Origin of the sequence: Luteimonas colneyensis (genome assembly GCF_014836665.1) — a bacterium.
GTDB lineage: Bacteria > Pseudomonadota > Gammaproteobacteria > Xanthomonadales > Xanthomonadaceae > Luteimonas > Luteimonas colneyensis.
This window is the reverse complement of record NZ_JACSQJ010000003.1, coordinates 259,924-274,211: the sequence shown is the minus strand read 5'-3', so window position 1 is coordinate 274,211 and position 14,288 is coordinate 259,924. Positions and strand designations below refer to the sequence as shown.

Sequence of the window (14,288 nt, the reverse complement as noted above, 5' to 3'; positions counted from 1 at the left end):
CCACAGGCCGCCTTGGTCATGGTCTCGAAAGCCTTTCAACCACGGATGACGCGGATCACGCGGATGTACACGGATCCCCTCGAGGCCAGCGCACGCAATACGCTCCGGGAACGTTTTTTCTTCTGGTGCATTTCCTGCAACATCCTTGCCTCGGCAAGATACGCGCAAACCCGCGTGATCCGCGTCATCCGTGGTTGAAACGCCTTCTCTGCCTCGTTCAAGGCGGCCTGTGGTCGCAGCTATAGCTGCTCCTACAAATCGTCTTTTGCTTTATTCCTGTAAATCCGCGTCATCCGCGCAAATCCGTGGCAGACGCTTTAGTTACTTCAGCGCCTTGAACCGCAGCCGGTGCGGGCCCGCGTCGTCGCCCAGGCGGCGCTTCTTGTCTTCCTCGTACTCGCGGTAGTTGCCCTGGAAGAACTCGACGTGGCTGTCGCCCTCGAAGGCCAGGATGTGCGTCGCGATGCGGTCCAGGAACCAGCGGTCATGGCTGATCACGAAGGTGTTGCCCGGGAACTCCAGCAGCGCGTCTTCGAGCGCGCGCAGGGTCTCGATGTCGAGGTCGTTGGACGGTTCGTCGAGCAGCAGCACGTTGCCGCCCTGCAGCAGGGTCTTGGCCAGGTGCAGGCGGCCGCGTTCGCCGCCCGACAGGCTTCCGACCATCTTCTGCTGGTCCTGGCCCTTGAAGTTGAAGCGGCCGATGTAGGCGCGCGACTGGATCTCGATGCCGTTGATGTTGAGGATGTCGGCGCCGCCCGACACTTCCTGGAAGACGTTGTGGTTGCCCTCCAGCTTGTCGCGGCTCTGGTCGACGTAGGCGATGTTGACCGTCGGGCCCATCTCGATCGAGCCCGCGTCCGGCTTTTCCTGCCCGGTGATCATCTTGAACAGCGTCGACTTGCCGGCGCCGTTGGGGCCGATGATGCCGACGATGGCGCCCGGCGGCACCAGGAAGCTCAGGTTGTCGATCAGCAGGCGGTCGCCGAAGCTCTTGGAGACGTTCTTGAACTCGATCACCTTGCTGCCGAGGCGCTCGCCCGGCGGGATGAAGATCTCGTTGGTCTCCTGGCGCTTCTGGTAGTCGACCGCCTGCAACTCCTCGATGCGGGCCAGGCGCGCCTTGCCCTTGCTGCGGCCGCCCTTGGCGTTCGAGCGCGCCCACTCCAGCTCCTTGGCGATCGCCTTCTGGCGCGCCTTCTCGCCTGACTCCTCGCGCTTGAGGCGGTCTTCCTTCTGCACCAGCCACTCGGTGTAGTTGCCCTTCCACGGAATGCCGCGGCCGCGGTCGAGCTCGAGGATCCACTCGGCGGCGTTGTCGAGGAAGTAGCGGTCATGGGTGACGGCCACCACGGTGCCGGTGTAGCGCGCGAGGAACTGCTCGAGCCATTCCACCGATTCGGCGTCGAGGTGGTTCGTGGGTTCGTCGAGCAGCAGCATGTCGGGCTTCTGCAGCAGCAGGCGGCACAGCGCCACGCGGCGCTTCTCGCCGCCGGACAGGTTGGCGATCTTCGCGTCCCACGGCGGCAGGCGCAGCGCATCGGCGGCGACCTCCAGCTGGTTTTCCAGGGTGTGCGCGTCGCCGGCGGCGAGGATCGCCTCCAGGCGCTCCTGCTCCTTGGCGAGCGCGTCGAAGTCCGCGCCTTCCTCGGCATAGGCGGCATACACCTCGTCCAGGCGCGCCTGCGCCTGCAGCACCTCGCCCACGCCTTCCTCGACCGACTCGCGCACGGTCTTTTCCGGATCCAGCTGCGGCTCCTGCGCCAGGTAGCCGACCTTGATGCCCGGCTGCGGGCGGGCCTCGCCGCTGAAGTCGGTGTCGACGCCGGCCATGATCTTCAGCACCGTCGACTTGCCCGCGCCGTTCAGGCCCAGCAGGCCGATCTTGGCGCCGGGGAAGAACGACAGCGAGATGTCCTTGATGATCTGGCGCTTCGGCGGGACCGTCTTGGACACGCCGTTCATGGTGTAGATGTATTGCGACATGGGAGCTCCGGTGCAGCGTGGCCGCCGCCCGGGCGGTGGCCATGGGCGGAAGACGGCGAATTGGGATGCGCCGATTATAAGGCTTCGAGGGCCGGGCCGAGGTGCCAGCCCGGCCGCGAAATGAACGGGTCCAGGCGCTGCGCGCCGATGACGCGCCGGTAACGCGGTGGTTCAGCCCCCGCGCGGGATAGTCGCTTCACAGCCCCTCCACCGGAGAGTCGTGATGAACCCGATCCGCACCCTTGGACTTGCCGCCCTCGCGCTTGCGCTCGGAGTCGCCTTCGCGGCTCCGGCGGAGGCGCGCGACCACCACCGCCGCGGGCATGACCGTGGCCATTCCAGCCAGGACTGGCGCCGCGGGGAGTACCGCCGCGACCATCGCCAGGCGCGCCGGGATGATCGCCGCCATGACCGCCGCGACCGCTACGACCGCTACGACCGCTACGACCGCCGCTATGACCGCCGCGACGTCCGGGTGGTCTACGCGCCGCCGCCGCGGGTGGTGGTGCGCCATCGCGGCCCGCCGCCGTGGGCGCGCGGCCACCACTACCGCCATGCCGGCTACGCCCCGACCTACGTGGTCCACGATTACGGCCCGTACGGCCTGCGCCACCCGCCGCGGGGCCACCACTGGCGCCGCAGCGACACCGGCGACTTCCTGCTGGTGGCCATCGCCACCGGGATCATCGCCGACGTGATCCTGGGCCGCTGAGTTCCGGCCACCGCCGGTCCGGGGCACGGGGGCGGGCTACAATGGCCCGTCCCCACGGCCCCTGGAGCTGGCATGTTTCCTCGCGACGCGCGCATCGAAGCCTACGATCCTGAACTGGCCGCGGCGATCGCCGCCGAAACCCGCCGGCAGGAGGACCACGTCGAGCTGATTGCCAGCGAGAACTACGCCAGCCCCCGCGTCATGGAGGCCCAGGGCAGCCAGCTCACCAACAAGTACGCCGAGGGCTATCCCGGCAAGCGCTACTACGGTGGCTGCGAGTTCGTCGACGTCGCCGAGCAGCTGGCGCTGGACCGCGTGAAGCAGCTCTTCGGCGCGGACTATGCCAACGTCCAGCCGCATTCCGGCTCGCAGGCCAACCAGGCCGTCTACTTCGCCCTGCTCAAGCCCGGCGACACCATCCTCGGCATGAGCCTGGCCCACGGCGGCCACCTCACCCACGGCGCCAAGGTCAACGCCAGCGGCAAGCTGTTCAACGCCGTGCAGTACGGCGTCAACGACGAAGGCCTGATCGACTACGACGAGGTCGAGCGCCTGGCGGTGGAACACAGGCCGAAGATGGTCGTGGCCGGCTTCAGCGCATATTCGCAGAAGATCGACTGGGCGCGCTTCCGCGCCATCGCCGACAAGGTCGGCGCGTACCTCTTCGTCGACATGGCCCACGTCGCCGGCCTGGTGGCCGCGGGCGTGTACCCGAACCCCGTGCCGCACGCGCACGTGGTCACTTCGACCACCCACAAGACGCTCCGCGGCCCGCGCGGCGGCATCATCGTCGGCAGCCGCGCCGCGATGGGCGAGCACGCCGACGACATCACCAAGAAGCTGCAGTCGATCGTGTTCCCGGGCATCCAGGGCGGCCCGCTGATGCACGTGATCGCGGCCAAGGCCGTGGCCTTCAAGGAAGCGCTGGAGCCGGAGTTCAAGGCCTACCAGCAGCAGGTGGTGAAGAACGCCCAGGCGATGGCCAGGGTGATCATCGACCGCGGCTACCGCATCGTCTCGGGCGGCACCGAGAACCACCTGATGCTGGTCGACATGATCGGCAAGGGCGTCACCGGAAAGGCCGCGGAAGAGGCCCTGGGCCGCGCCAACATCACCGTCAACAAGAACGCGGTGCCCAACGACCCGCAGAAGCCCTTCGTGACCTCGGGCCTGCGCCTGGGCACCCCGGCGGTGACTACGCGCGGCTACACCGAGGCCGACTGCATCGACCTGGCCGGCTGGATCTGCGACGTGCTGGACGCGCCGGCGGACGAGGCGGTGATCGAGGCGGTGCGCGGCAAGGTCGTGGCCCAGTGCCGGCGCCTGCCGGTCTACGGCTGATGCGCGGGCGCGCCGGCGCGCCGGCCAGCTGCGCCGGCGAGCCCGGGTGCGCGGCGTTCCCGCTGCCGTCCAACCACGACCTCTGACGCCGCCGCAGCGATGCATTGCCCCTTCTGCCAGCACGTCGACACCCGGGTCATCGATTCGCGCGTGAGCGACGATGGCGCGACCATCCGCCGCCGGCGCGAGTGCGAGGCCTGCGGCGAGCGCTTCTCGACGCTCGAGACGATCGAGCTGAAGCTGCCGGCGATCATCAAGTCCGATGGCCGCCGCGAGCACTTCGACGCGCGCAAGCTGCGCCAGAGCTTCGACCGCGCACTGCACAAGCGCCCGGTATCGGAGGAGCAGATCGAGGCCGCGGTGCGCGCCGTCATCCACCAGCTGCGCATGACCACGGAGCGCGAGCTCGCCTCGCGGCGGGTCGGCGAATTCGTGATGGCCGAGCTGCGCAAGCTCGACCATGTCGCCTACGTGCGGTTTGCCTCGGTCTACCGCTCCTTCCAGGACGTGGCCGACTTCCGCGAGGAGCTCGACCGGCTCGAGCGCGACCTCCCCGGCGACGGCCAGCTGCCGCTGCTCGCGGGCGAGGTCGTGGCCTTCGAACCCCCGTCCGGCAAGGGCCGGAAGCGCTGATCCGATGAGCGGACCAGGCGAGCCAGGGCGTCATCCGAGGCCGCAGGCGCACGCGGTGCTGTGCCGCGCCCTGGTGCTGTTCAGCGTCGCCGCGCGCGCCGCCATGGAGGCCGATGCCGCCCGCCCCGATGCCGCTGACTGGCAGGCCCGGATGCTGGCGTGGCTGGAGCGTACGGGGCTGGACCGGTCGCTGGAGCCGGGCGAGGCCCGCCTGCTCCAGTCGCCCCCGGGCAGCCTGGGCGACGCCGACACCCGCGACGCGAGCTGGCGCGCCGAAGGCGTGTACGTGCTGGCCTGGGCGCTGGGCGCGCATCCGCCGCTGGCCCACGACCGGCTGGCCGATCCCAACGACCTTGCCGGCCCGCTGCGCTTCCTCGACGACGCGGCGCTGGACGCCCCGGAGGCCCCCAGCCTGCGCGCCGAGCACGAGGTCGACGGCTTCCTGGCGCGGCAGCTGGCCGTGCACTGGCGCCTGCGCGAATACTCGCTGCGCCCGGGCCCGATGGACTTCGCCGCGGTCGTCGCCACCGGCGGCTGGGCGCGCCTGGACATCGATGCCGCCGCGCTCCTCGACCGCGACCTCGCTATCGACGGCGACACCATCGATCGCGCCGAGCCCGACGCGATCCTCCGCTGCACCAGCATCGCCAGCGAGCGCCATCGCGCCGCGAGCTGGCTGGCCGGCGCCGACCCCGTCTATTCCAGAGTGGAAAACATCACCTGATGCAGGGCCATTCCGAAACCGACCACGTGATGATGGCGCGCGCGCTGCGGCTGGCCGGGCGCGGCGCCTGGACCACGAAGCCCAACCCGATGGTGGGCTGCGTCCTGGCCCACGGCGACGAGGTGGTGGGCGAGGGCTGGCACCAGCGCCAGGGCGGGCCGCATGCCGAAGTGTTCGCGCTGCAGGCCGCGGGCGAACGCGCGCGCGGCGCCACCGCCTACGTGACGCTCGAACCCTGCGCGCACACCGGGCGCACCGGGCCCTGCGCAGACGCGCTGGTCGCCGCGGGCGTGTCGCGGGTGGTCGCGGCCATGCGCGATCCCTTCCCGCAGGTCGACGGCAGCGGCTTCGAACGCCTGCGCGCCGCCGGCATCGAGGTCAAGTACGGGCTGATGGAGGCCGCCGCGCAGGCGCTCAACCGCGGCTACGTGTCGCGCGTGGTGCGCGGCCGGCCATGGCTGCGGGTGAAGCTGGCGATGAGCCTGGACGGCCATACCGCGCTGGCCAGCGGCGAGTCCAAGTGGATCAGTGGCGAGGCCTCGCGCCGCGACGTGATGCGCTGGCGCGCGCGGGCCGGCGCGCTGCTGACCGGTTCCGGCACGGTGATGGCCGACGACCCGCAGCTGACCGTGCGCCTGGACGACGACGCGGACTTCGTGCCGCCGCTGCGCGTGGTGCTCGATCCCGGCCTGGCCACGGTGGCGCGCGGCCGGGTGCGCGAAGGCGATGCGCCCACGCTCTACGTGCACGCCGCCAATGCCAAGCCGCCGCGGGACTTCACCAGCGACCGCGTGGCGGTGCCAGCCAGCGGCAACGCGCTCGACCTGGCCGCGGTGATGCGGGTGCTGGCCCAGCGCGGCATCAACGAGGTGCAGGTCGAGGCCGGCGCCACGCTCGCGGGTGCGTTCATGCGGGCCGGGCTGGTCGACGAGGTGCTGCTGTACATGGCGCCGGTGCTGCTCGGCGCGCAGGCGCGCCCGCTGTTCGCCGGCCTCGACATCCACGACATGACGCAGCGGATGGCGCTGCGGATCGAAGACATCGTCAGCGTCGGCGACGACCTGCGCCTGCGCCTGGTGCCCGCGCAGTCGGCGGGCGACGCCGGCCCGGCAGGGTAGGGCGCGCATGTTCACCGGAATCATCGAAGCCGTCGGCCGCCTGGCCGGCAATCAGCCCCGCGGCGGCGACGCCCGCCTGCGCATCGACGTCGGCACGATGCCCTTCGCCGACGCGAAGCTCGGGGAGAGCGTGGCGGTCAACGGCGTGTGCCTGACCGTGGTCGCCTTCGACGCGGCGCATTTCGAGGCCGACGCCTCCAACGAGACCCTGGCGCTGACCACGCTGGGCGGCCTGGCCGAGGGCGCGCCGCTCAACCTCGAGCGCGCGATGCGGCCCAGCGACCGCCTCGGCGGCCACCTGGTCAGCGGCCACGTCGACGGCGTGGGGCGCGTGCTGGACGTGCGCGAGGACGCGCGCGCGCAGCGCTGGCGCTTCGCGATGCCGCCGGCGCTGGCGAAGTACGTCGCGCAGAAGGGCTCGATCTGCGTCGACGGCGTCAGCCTCACGGTCAACGCCGTGGACGATGCCGCCTTCGAGGTCGCGCTGGTGCCGCACACCGTCGCGCACACCGCGTTCGCCGCCACGCGCGTGGGCGATCCGGTGAACCTCGAGGTGGATCTGGTGGCGCGCTACCTGGAGCGTCTGCGCAGCGCGCCGTGAAACCTGCCATGTTTTTCGCATTCCAGGCGGAGCGGCTGTCGTCGCGAACGGCCTGTTGGCAGGACTGGTCGCAGCTGTAGCTGCTCCTGCAGAAAAAGCTCCACGTTCCTCCACGCATTCAACAGGTTGCAGTCCGCCATGCCCTTTGCCCCCATCCCCGAACTGCTCGAAGAGCTCCGCGCCGGCCGCATGGTCGTCATCGTCGACGACGAGGACCGCGAGAACGAGGGCGACCTGATCATGGCCGCCGAGCTCGTACGCCCGGCCGACATCAACTTCATGGTCACCCACGCCCGCGGCCTGGTCTGCCTGTCGCTGACGCGCGAGCGCTGCGCGCAGCTCGGGCTGCCGCCGATGGTGCAGTCGAACACCTCCTCGCACCACACCAACTTCACGGTGTCGATCGAGGCCGCCGAGGGCGTCACCACCGGCATCTCCGCCTACGACCGCGCGCACACGATCCGCACCGCGGTGCGGCCCAACGCGGCGCCGGCCGACCTGGCGCAGCCGGGCCACATCTTCCCGCTCACCGCGCAGCCGGGCGGCGTGCTGGCGCGCGCCGGCCACACCGAAGCCGCGGCGGACCTGGCGATGATGGCGGGACTGGAGCCGGCCGGCGTGCTGGTCGAGATCCTCAATCCCGACGGCACCATGGCGCGGCGCCCGGAGCTGGAGGTGTTCGCGCGCGAGCACGGGCTGAAGATGGGCTCGATCGAGGCCCTGATCCGCCACCGACTGGAAACCGAGCACACGGTCGAGCGCGTGGACAGCCGCGACATCGAGACCGAGCACGGGCCGTTCCGCCTGCACACCTACCACGACCGCCTCGGCCACGCGCTGCACTTCGCGCTGGTGCGCGGCGAGCCCGACGCCGACACGCCCACCCTGGTGCGCGTGCAGGTGCGCAATGCGCTCGCCGACGTGCTGCGCTGGCGGCGCCCGGACTTCGGACCGGCCGTGGGCGACGTGCTGGCCGCGATCGCCGGCGAAGGCCGCGGCGCGCTGGTGCTGCTCGACGGCGGCCAGACGCCGGACGCCCTGCTCGAGCGCCTGCGCGCGGCGGATGACGGCTCCACCGGCACGGTGCAGCCGGCGCCCTCCCGCGGCGGCGCCCTGGCGGAATGGCGGCGCAACGGCGCCGGCAGCCAGATCCTCGCCGACCTCGGCCTGGGCAAGCTGCGGGTGATGGGCACCGCGCGCAAGCAGGTCGGCCTGGCCGGCTTCGGCCTCGAAGTCGTCGAGTACCTCGAGCCCTGACCTTCCTCCGCAACCCGGGGGACGTCCCCCCGGAGCGGAGCGGCTAGAATGCGCTCCTCCCCAAGGAACACGCCATGACCCATCACGAAGGCGACCTGCACGCGCCCGGAGGCGCGCGCTTCGCGATCATCGCCAGCCGCTGGAATCCGCGCATCGTCGACGCGCTGGTGGCCGCCGCGCGCGCCACCTTCGAGCGCAACGGCGTTCCCGCCGACGCCGTCGACGTCATCCGCGTGCCCGGCGCCTGGGAGATCCCGATGGTCGCCGCGCGCCTGGCCGGCGGCGGCGCGCATGCCGCGATCGTGGCCCTGGGCTGCGTGGTCCGCGGCGATACGCGCCACTTCGAGCACGTCGCCGACAGCTGCGCCGAGGGCCTGGCCCGGGTCCAGCTCGAGCGCGGCGTGCCGGTCGCCAACGGCGTGCTCGCGGTCGACGACATGGCCGACGCCGAGAACCGCGCCGGCGGCAGCCATGGCAACAAGGGCGAGGAATGCGCCCTGGTCGCGATCGAGATGGCCAACCTGCTGGCGCAGCTGCCATGAGGCCGCAGAAGGGCGGCGGCCGCAGCGGCGGCGTCGACACCGTCGGGCGCTCGCGCTCGCGCCGGCGCGCGCTGCAGGCGGTGTACGCGATGCAGCTGTCGGGCGTGGACGCGCGCAACGCGATCGCCCAGTTCGCGCACGAACAGGCGCACGAAGTCGCCGACCTCGAGTACTTCGAGGACCTGGTGCGCGGCGTGGAGACCCACCGCCGCGACCTCGACGCCGCCCTGCAGCCGTTCCTCGACCGCCCGATCGCCGAGGTCGACCCGATCGAGCGCGCGATGCTGCGCATCGCCGCCTACGAGCTGCGCCACCGCATCGACGTGCCCTACCGGGTGGTGATCGACGAGGCGCTGAAGACGGTCAAGCGCTTCGGCTCCGAGCACGGCCACACCTACGTCAACGGCGTGCTCGACCACGCGGCCGTCGAGTGGCGCGCGGCCGAAGTGCAGTCCGCGCGCGGCTGAGCCCGCGCCCGCCGGCATGGCCGAGTTCGGGCTGATCGATCGCATCCGCGCCCGCGCCGCGCAGGTGCGCGACGACGTCGTCCTCGGCATCGGCGACGATGCCGCCCTGCTGCAGCCGCCTCCGGGCATGCAGCTGGTGGTGTCGATGGACACCCTCAACGACGGGGTGCACTTCCCGGCCGGTACCGGCGCGGCGCTGGTCGGCTGGAAGGCGCTGGCGGTGAACCTGTCCGACCTCGCGGCGATGGGCGCGGAGCCGGCGTGGTGCACGCTGTCGCTGTCGCTGCCCGACGGCGACCCGGCCTGGGTCGACGGCTTCCTCGACGGCTTCCTGGCGCTGGCCGCGCAGCATCGCGTGGCCCTGGTCGGCGGCGACACCACGCGGGGGCCGCTGTCGGTCTCGGTCACCGTGCATGGCTTCGTCGATCCCGGTCGCGCGCTGCGGCGCGACGGCGCGCGCGTCGGCGACGCGGTATGGGTGAGCGGCGGCCTTGGCGCCGCGGCGGCCGCGCTGGCCCAGTGGCGCGGGGGCGGTCCGATCGATCCGGGTTTGCGCGAGCGCCTCGATCGGCCATGTCCGCGCGTGCGGCTGGGACGTGCGCTCGCGGGCGTGGCCACCGCCTGCATCGACGTCTCGGACGGCCTGCTCGCCGACCTCGGCCACGTCTGCGTCGCGAGCGGGGTCGGGGTCGTGCTCGACGTCGATGCCCTGCCGGGCGCCGGAATGCTGCGGACGCACTTCGACGCCGACGCCGTGCGCAGGCTGCAGGCCACCGGCGGCGACGACTACGAGCTCTGCTTCACCCTGCCGGCGGGTGCCGACGCGGTGGCGCTGGCCGCCGCGGGCGCAGCGGCCACGGGCATCGAAGTCACGCGCATCGGCACCGTGGTCGCGGGGCAGGGCGTGCGGGCCCTGGATCGCGAGGGCCGGCCATGGCGGCCGGACAGCGCGGGGCACGAGCACTTCGCCTGACGCGGTGCGGCCTCAGGCGTCGTCGAGGCGGAAGGCGTCCCGGTGCCAGGTGAAGTCCGGTGCCTCCGGGTCGCCGGTGGCGTCCACCACGTCGAAGCGGCAGATATCCTCCGCCAGCGCTGGATGCTGCAGCAGGAACAGCTGCGCCGCGCGCACGATCTTCCGGCGCTTGCCGCGGTCGACCGATTCCGCGCCGTCGCCGTAGCCGTCGCTGGCGCGGTAGCGCACCTCGACGAACACCAGGGTGTCGCCGTCGCGCATCACCAGGTCGAGTTCGCCGAGCCGGTAGCCGGCATTGGCGGCGACGTCGGTCAGGCCGGCGCGCAGCAGGTGCGTGCGCGCCGCGGCTTCCACGCCGGCACCGCGCCGGCGCGCGTCGTTCAACGGCCTGCGCCGGCCAGCGGCACCACGTGGCCTCCGCTGAAGGTCGACCAGGCGGGCGTGCGCAGCACGTGGCCGTCCGGGCTCATGCGCAGCACGCCGCTGGCGCTCGACACCGAGGCGTCGGCGCTGGTCGCCAGGTGGCCCAGGTAGGCCGACAGCAGCCAGCCGTCGTAGCCGAAGGCGAACAGCCGCGCCGCCGGGCCGCGCGCCGTGGCGAGCGCGTCGGCGACGCCGCGCGCCGCCGGCAGCCCCGGCACGCCGGAGACCGTCCACGCATCGGTGGGGAAGGCGATGCCGTCCAGGGCCGCATCCTCCTCCGGCTTGCCGGTGCCCGACAGCAGTTGCGAGGTCGCCACGCGCGGGCGGCCCGACAGCCCGGCCGCAGAGATCTGCGCCGCGGCCAGCCGCGCCTGCGGCCCGCGCAGCGCGATGAACACCGCGTCCACGCCGCCTTCGGCCTGCACCGCCGCCTGCATCGGACCGATGAGGTCCGGCGGCGTGTCGCCGACCACCGCCAGCAGCTGCGCCACGCCGCCGCCAAGCTCCTGCAGGCGCGCCGACAGCGCATCGGTGCTGCGGCGCGCGTTGTCGTCGCCCGAGCTCAGCACCAGTACCCGCTTCGCGCCGCGCGACGCCAGGAAGTCGGCGGCCGCGCGGCCTTCGTCCTCGGGGGCCAGCGCATAGCTGGCGCTGTTCACCGGCGGAGCGCCGGCGCGGTTGAGCGCCAGCACCGGCACCGTGACCGTCGCCTGCTGGAACACCGCATCGACCTCGTCGCGGCCGAGCGGACCGAGCACCTGGTCCGCGCCTTCGGCCACCGCGCGCTGGTAGGCGGCCACGGCGCCGTAGCCCGTACCCTGGGTGTCGTAGAACTCGAGGTCGGGTCGCCGGCGCTGCTCGCCGTAGTAGCCGGCCAGCAGGCCGTCGCGCACCGGGCCGGCCGCCGTGGCCAGGCTGCCGGTCAGCGGGAGCAGTACCGCGAGCTTGCGCGGGGGGCGGTAGCCGTCGCGCTCGGCGGGCGGACGGTCGCCGGCATCGAACTGCCAGTGGCCGGTCGCCACCGGCTCCGGCGCGCTGTCGGGCACCTCCGTCGGCCGCGTCACCTGCACGGTCGAGCACCCGGCGATCGCCATGGCAAGGAGGGTGGCGGCGAAGGCCTGCTTCCAGGGATGGCGCATTCTGTGCGTTCCGGCTGCGAGAATGCCCCGGATTCTACCGCCAGCCCCGCAAGGACACGATGCAGCCTTCCGCCGGAACCCTCCACGTCGTCGCCACGCCGATCGGCAACCTCGCCGACCTGTCGCCGCGGGCGCTGGAGACGCTGCGCAGCGTGGCCGCGGTCTGCGCCGAGGACACCCGCCACACACGCCAGCTGCTGGCGCACTTCGGCGTCGAGCGGCCGCTGCTGGCGCTGCACGAACACAACGAGGCCGAACTTGCGCAGACGCTGGTCGCGCGCCTCGCCGCCGGCGAGTCCCTGGCCCTGGTCTCCGACGCCGGCACGCCACTGGTGAGCGATCCCGGGTTCCGCCTGGTGCGCGCCGCGCGCGAGGCCGGCATCCGGGTGAGCCCGGTGCCGGGGCCGAGCGCGCTCATCGCCGCGCTCAGCGTGGCCGGCCTGCCCAGCGACCGCTTCGCCTTCGAAGGCTTCCTGCCGGCGAAGGCCGGCGCGCGCCGCGATCGCCTCGCCGCGCTCGCCGGCGAGCCGCGCACGCTGGTGTTCTACGAGTCATCGCACCGCATCGCCGACACCCTGGCCGACTGCGTGGCGGCCTTCGGCGGCGAGCGTCCCGCGGTGCTGGCGCGCGAGCTGACCAAGCTGTTCGAGACCGTGCTCGACGGCGACCTGTCGACGCTGCAGGCGCGGGTGGAGGCCGATGCCAACCAGCGCAAGGGCGAGTTCGTGCTGCTGGTGCAGGGCGCGGCCGAAGACGCCGATGCGCGCATTGCCGAAGGCCGCCGCGTCTACGCGCTGCTGGCCGCCGAGTTGAAGCCGTCACTGGCGGCGAAGCTTGCCGCGGAGATCACGGGAGCGCCGCGCAAGGCACTCTACGGCGGGTAGTGCCACCGCCGCCGTGGCCGTGGCCGGCAAATTTTCGGGAAAGGAGACCCTGCGATGAAACATGTCCTGCTCTTCGCCTGGCTGCTGCTGGCCACAGGCTGCACGTTCAACTACCGCGAGTCCTACCTGGTCAGTGCGCAGCCCGAGCCGCCCCCGGAGCTCGATGCGCTGCGCGCCGCGTTCCCGCTCCACGCGTTCGAGGAAAGCCGCATCGAGGTCGAAGGTGCCTCGCTGTATTCGCTGGCGATGATCCGTCCCGATGCGCGCGCCACGGTCCTCTATTTCGGCGGCAACGGCTATCGCATCGGGCGCTGGGCGCGCTTCTCCGCGGCGGCGTATGCGGACCTGCCGGTCAACCTCGTGCTGGTTGACCACCGGGGTTACGGCGCCAGTACCGGTGAACCTGGCATCCAGCTGCTCATGGACGATGCATTGCGCGTCCACGACCACGTCGCCGGGGATCCTGCGCGCCACGGCTTGCCGCTGATCGTGCATGGCCAGTCGCTGGGCAGCTTCATGGCCGGGCGCGTGGCGGCCGAGCGCAGGCTCGATGGGCTGGTGCTCGAAAGCAGCGCGACAACCACCGAGGACTGGGTTGCGTACCAGCGCACGCAGCTGCCCTGGTGGCAGCGCATGTGGGTGCGCCGGATCCGGGTCGACGGCAGCCTGGCGCGGCAGGGCAACCTGCAGGTGGCAGGGGGCCTCGATGAGCCTGTGCTCTACGTCGTGGGTGGAGCCGATGGCGCCACGCCGCCGGACTTCAGCCGCCGCCTGTACGCGGCCACGCCGCTCCCGGAGGAATGCCGGCGCCTGCAGGTGGTTCCGGAGAGGGGACACAATGACGCGACCCGCTCCGAGGCTTTCCGCGAGGCGATGGCCGGATTCGTGGACAGCGTGGTAACAGCAGGGAAGGGCCGCTGCGCAGGGGCGTCCGGCTGACGGGCCATGCGTGCGACAATGCGCGCGGCGGAGCCGGCCAGACAGTCGCGTCACTCTTCGGAGTGCCGAGGAAAGTCCGGGCTCCACAGGGCACGGTGCCAGGTAACGCCTGGGCGGCGCGAGCCGACGGAAAGTGCAACAGAGAGCAGACCGCCGAACGGCTCCTCCGGGAGCGCGTGGCAAGGGTGAAACGGTGCGGTAAGAGCGCACCGCGAGTCCGGCAACGGACCGGCACGGCAAACCCCACCGGGAGCAAGGCCAAATAGGGACCTCATGACGCGGCCCGCGTCGGGTCCGGGTAGGTTGCTTGAGCGTATCGGTGACGATGCGCCTAGAGGAATGACTGTCCACGACAGAACCCGGCTTACCGGCCGGCTCCGCCACTTCCTCCGACCGCCCCGGCGTGGGCGGGAGGCCCTTGTGGCGAATGTCCCCCGGCGGCATGGGTGGCGTCGCCATTCCGGCCTTGGCGGGCCGCCTCCTCCTTGATTTCGCCACAAGGGCCTCCCGCCCACGCCAAGGCTGCATCTCCCCCAGTCCGGGGTTCATACC

General features: G+C 72.0%; 15 protein-coding genes and 1 other RNA gene. 13 read left to right on the top strand and 3 right to left on the bottom strand.

Annotation, left to right across the window (positions count from 1 at the left end):
* Positions 1–321: 321 nt before the first annotated feature.
* Positions 322–1,983 carry an energy-dependent translational throttle protein EttA gene (gene ettA / locus H9645_RS08185; RefSeq protein WP_191729203.1) on the bottom strand — a complete coding sequence of 554 codons (1,662 nt, stop codon included), beginning with the start codon at positions 1,981–1,983 and terminating at the stop codon, positions 322–324.
* Between the two features lie 223 nt (positions 1,984–2,206).
* Between ettA and H9645_RS08180 the strand changes: the two genes are divergently transcribed.
* The 10 genes from H9645_RS08180 to thiL all read left to right on the top strand — a co-directional run bounded on the left by H9645_RS08180 (position 2,207) and on the right by thiL (position 10,351).
* On the top strand, positions 2,207–2,695 hold the full coding sequence (locus tag H9645_RS08180; protein WP_191729202.1) for an RcnB family protein: 489 nt from the start codon (positions 2,207–2,209) through the stop codon (positions 2,693–2,695).
* 72 nt (positions 2,696–2,767) lie between these two features.
* Positions 2,768–4,036: a serine hydroxymethyltransferase gene (gene glyA / locus H9645_RS08175; RefSeq protein WP_191729201.1), complete on the top strand. Its 1,269-nt coding sequence runs from the start codon at positions 2,768–2,770 to the stop codon at positions 4,034–4,036.
* Positions 4,037–4,135: 99 nt separating this feature from the next.
* Positions 4,136–4,669: a transcriptional regulator NrdR gene (gene nrdR / locus H9645_RS08170; protein WP_191729200.1), complete on the top strand. Its 534-nt coding sequence runs from the start codon at positions 4,136–4,138 to the stop codon at positions 4,667–4,669.
* Positions 4,670–4,673: 4 nt separating this feature from the next.
* Positions 4,674–5,393 carry a DUF4272 domain-containing protein gene (locus H9645_RS08165; protein WP_191729199.1) on the top strand — a complete coding sequence of 240 codons (720 nt, stop codon included), beginning with the start codon at positions 4,674–4,676 and terminating at the stop codon, positions 5,391–5,393.
* Positions 5,393–6,511 (top strand): bifunctional diaminohydroxyphosphoribosylaminopyrimidine deaminase/5-amino-6-(5-phosphoribosylamino)uracil reductase RibD, encoded by a 1,119-nt coding sequence (gene ribD, locus H9645_RS08160; protein WP_191729198.1) that lies wholly within the window; start codon positions 5,393–5,395, stop codon positions 6,509–6,511. The genes H9645_RS08165 and ribD overlap by 1 nt, the downstream gene beginning before the upstream one ends.
* A gap of 7 nt (positions 6,512–6,518) precedes the next feature.
* Entirely contained in the window at positions 6,519–7,112 is a 594-nt protein-coding gene (locus tag H9645_RS08155) for a riboflavin synthase (protein WP_191729197.1), read from the top strand.
* Positions 7,113–7,250: 138 nt separating this feature from the next.
* Positions 7,251–8,369 carry a 3,4-dihydroxy-2-butanone-4-phosphate synthase gene (gene ribB, locus H9645_RS08150; RefSeq protein WP_191729196.1) on the top strand — a complete coding sequence of 373 codons (1,119 nt, stop codon included), beginning with the start codon at positions 7,251–7,253 and terminating at the stop codon, positions 8,367–8,369.
* Positions 8,370–8,443: 74 nt separating this feature from the next.
* Positions 8,444–8,911, top strand: coding sequence for a 6,7-dimethyl-8-ribityllumazine synthase (gene ribH / locus H9645_RS08145; protein ID WP_191729195.1), 468 nt, complete (start codon positions 8,444–8,446; stop codon positions 8,909–8,911).
* Positions 8,908–9,378 (top strand): transcription antitermination factor NusB, encoded by a 471-nt coding sequence (gene nusB / locus H9645_RS08140; protein ID WP_191729194.1) that lies wholly within the window; start codon positions 8,908–8,910, stop codon positions 9,376–9,378. The genes ribH and nusB overlap by 4 nt, the downstream gene beginning before the upstream one ends.
* 16 nt (positions 9,379–9,394) lie before the next feature.
* Positions 9,395–10,351 (top strand): thiamine-phosphate kinase, encoded by a 957-nt coding sequence (thiL, locus tag H9645_RS08135; protein WP_191729193.1) that lies wholly within the window; start codon positions 9,395–9,397, stop codon positions 10,349–10,351.
* Between the two features lie 12 nt (positions 10,352–10,363).
* Here the strand turns inward: thiL and H9645_RS08130 are convergent, their stop codons facing one another.
* Positions 10,364–10,735 carry a YraN family protein gene (locus H9645_RS08130; RefSeq protein ID WP_191729192.1) on the bottom strand — a complete coding sequence of 124 codons (372 nt, stop codon included), beginning with the start codon at positions 10,733–10,735 and terminating at the stop codon, positions 10,364–10,366.
* Complete coding sequence (locus H9645_RS08125) at positions 10,732–11,913, bottom strand: penicillin-binding protein activator (RefSeq protein ID WP_191729191.1); 1,182 nt, start codon at positions 11,911–11,913, stop codon at positions 10,732–10,734. Before H9645_RS08125 ends, H9645_RS08130 begins: the two co-directional genes overlap by 4 nt.
* A gap of 59 nt (positions 11,914–11,972) precedes the next feature.
* Between H9645_RS08125 and rsmI the strand changes: the two genes are divergently transcribed.
* The 3 genes from rsmI to rnpB all read left to right on the top strand — a co-directional run bounded on the left by rsmI (position 11,973) and on the right by rnpB (position 14,119).
* Complete coding sequence (gene rsmI / locus H9645_RS08120; RefSeq protein WP_191729190.1) at positions 11,973–12,797, top strand: 16S rRNA (cytidine(1402)-2'-O)-methyltransferase; 825 nt, start codon at positions 11,973–11,975, stop codon at positions 12,795–12,797.
* Positions 12,798–12,851: 54 nt separating this feature from the next.
* Positions 12,852–13,736 carry an alpha/beta hydrolase gene (locus H9645_RS08115; RefSeq protein WP_191729189.1) on the top strand — a complete coding sequence of 295 codons (885 nt, stop codon included), beginning with the start codon at positions 12,852–12,854 and terminating at the stop codon, positions 13,734–13,736.
* A 29-nt stretch (positions 13,737–13,765) separates the two neighbouring features.
* An RNA gene (rnpB, locus tag H9645_RS08110) (RNase P RNA component class A) lies at positions 13,766–14,119 on the top strand.
* Positions 14,120–14,288: the final 169 nt, after the last annotated feature.

Coding starts and splice junctions, on each gene's coding strand:
- ettA (WP_191729203.1), bottom strand. CDS start 1,983: ATGTCGCAATACATCTACACCATGAACGGCGTGTCCAAGACGGTCCCG.
- H9645_RS08180 (WP_191729202.1), top strand. CDS start 2,207: ATGAACCCGATCCGCACCCTTGGACTTGCCGCCCTCGCGCTTGCGCTC.
- glyA (WP_191729201.1), top strand. CDS start 2,768: ATGTTTCCTCGCGACGCGCGCATCGAAGCCTACGATCCTGAACTGGCC.
- nrdR (WP_191729200.1), top strand. CDS start 4,136: ATGCATTGCCCCTTCTGCCAGCACGTCGACACCCGGGTCATCGATTCG.
- H9645_RS08165 (WP_191729199.1), top strand. CDS start 4,674: ATGAGCGGACCAGGCGAGCCAGGGCGTCATCCGAGGCCGCAGGCGCAC.
- ribD (WP_191729198.1), top strand. CDS start 5,393: ATGCAGGGCCATTCCGAAACCGACCACGTGATGATGGCGCGCGCGCTG.
- H9645_RS08155 (WP_191729197.1), top strand. CDS start 6,519: ATGTTCACCGGAATCATCGAAGCCGTCGGCCGCCTGGCCGGCAATCAG.
- ribB (WP_191729196.1), top strand. CDS start 7,251: ATGCCCTTTGCCCCCATCCCCGAACTGCTCGAAGAGCTCCGCGCCGGC.
- ribH (WP_191729195.1), top strand. CDS start 8,444: ATGACCCATCACGAAGGCGACCTGCACGCGCCCGGAGGCGCGCGCTTC.
- nusB (WP_191729194.1), top strand. CDS start 8,908: ATGAGGCCGCAGAAGGGCGGCGGCCGCAGCGGCGGCGTCGACACCGTC.
- thiL (WP_191729193.1), top strand. CDS start 9,395: ATGGCCGAGTTCGGGCTGATCGATCGCATCCGCGCCCGCGCCGCGCAG.
- H9645_RS08125 (WP_191729191.1), bottom strand. CDS start 11,913: ATGCGCCATCCCTGGAAGCAGGCCTTCGCCGCCACCCTCCTTGCCATG.
- rsmI (WP_191729190.1), top strand. CDS start 11,973: ATGCAGCCTTCCGCCGGAACCCTCCACGTCGTCGCCACGCCGATCGGC.
- H9645_RS08115 (WP_191729189.1), top strand. CDS start 12,852: ATGAAACATGTCCTGCTCTTCGCCTGGCTGCTGCTGGCCACAGGCTGC.